The 255-nt window shown below is 51.0% G+C and carries 1 protein-coding gene; it reads right to left on the bottom strand.

The window, feature by feature from the left end:
* Positions 1 to 255 (bottom strand): UPF0236 family transposase-like protein (locus tag KI363_RS21820; RefSeq protein WP_212967631.1); only part of this gene is annotated, 255 nt, incomplete at both ends.

Here is a 255-nt window from a genome sequence, read left to right as displayed (position 1 = left end):
AATTCAATGAGCAGCTTCTCTCCATCATAGGCAGCGAGTGCCTTCCGAATGGCCTTGTAACGGGAATGGCCCCGAAAAATCCTCTGAATGTCGCGTGCCACATGGAAGCGGTCAATAGTGAAGAAGGCATTGGATGGAAAGTACTCCCGGCAGGCTGTGATCCAGTTCGCTCCATCCCCGTTAATGACGAGTAGGTGTGTCAGGGGGTCATAGTCAAATGTCTCCACCAGAAATGTCTCAAAGTCCTCCCAGAAA

This window comes from Lederbergia ruris (assembly GCF_018332955.1).
GTDB classification, from domain to species: Bacteria; Bacillota; Bacilli; order Bacillales; family Bacillaceae_C; genus Lederbergia; species Lederbergia ruris.
Note: the sequence above shows the minus strand (reverse complement) of the source record. Positions and strands in the feature narration are given on the sequence as shown.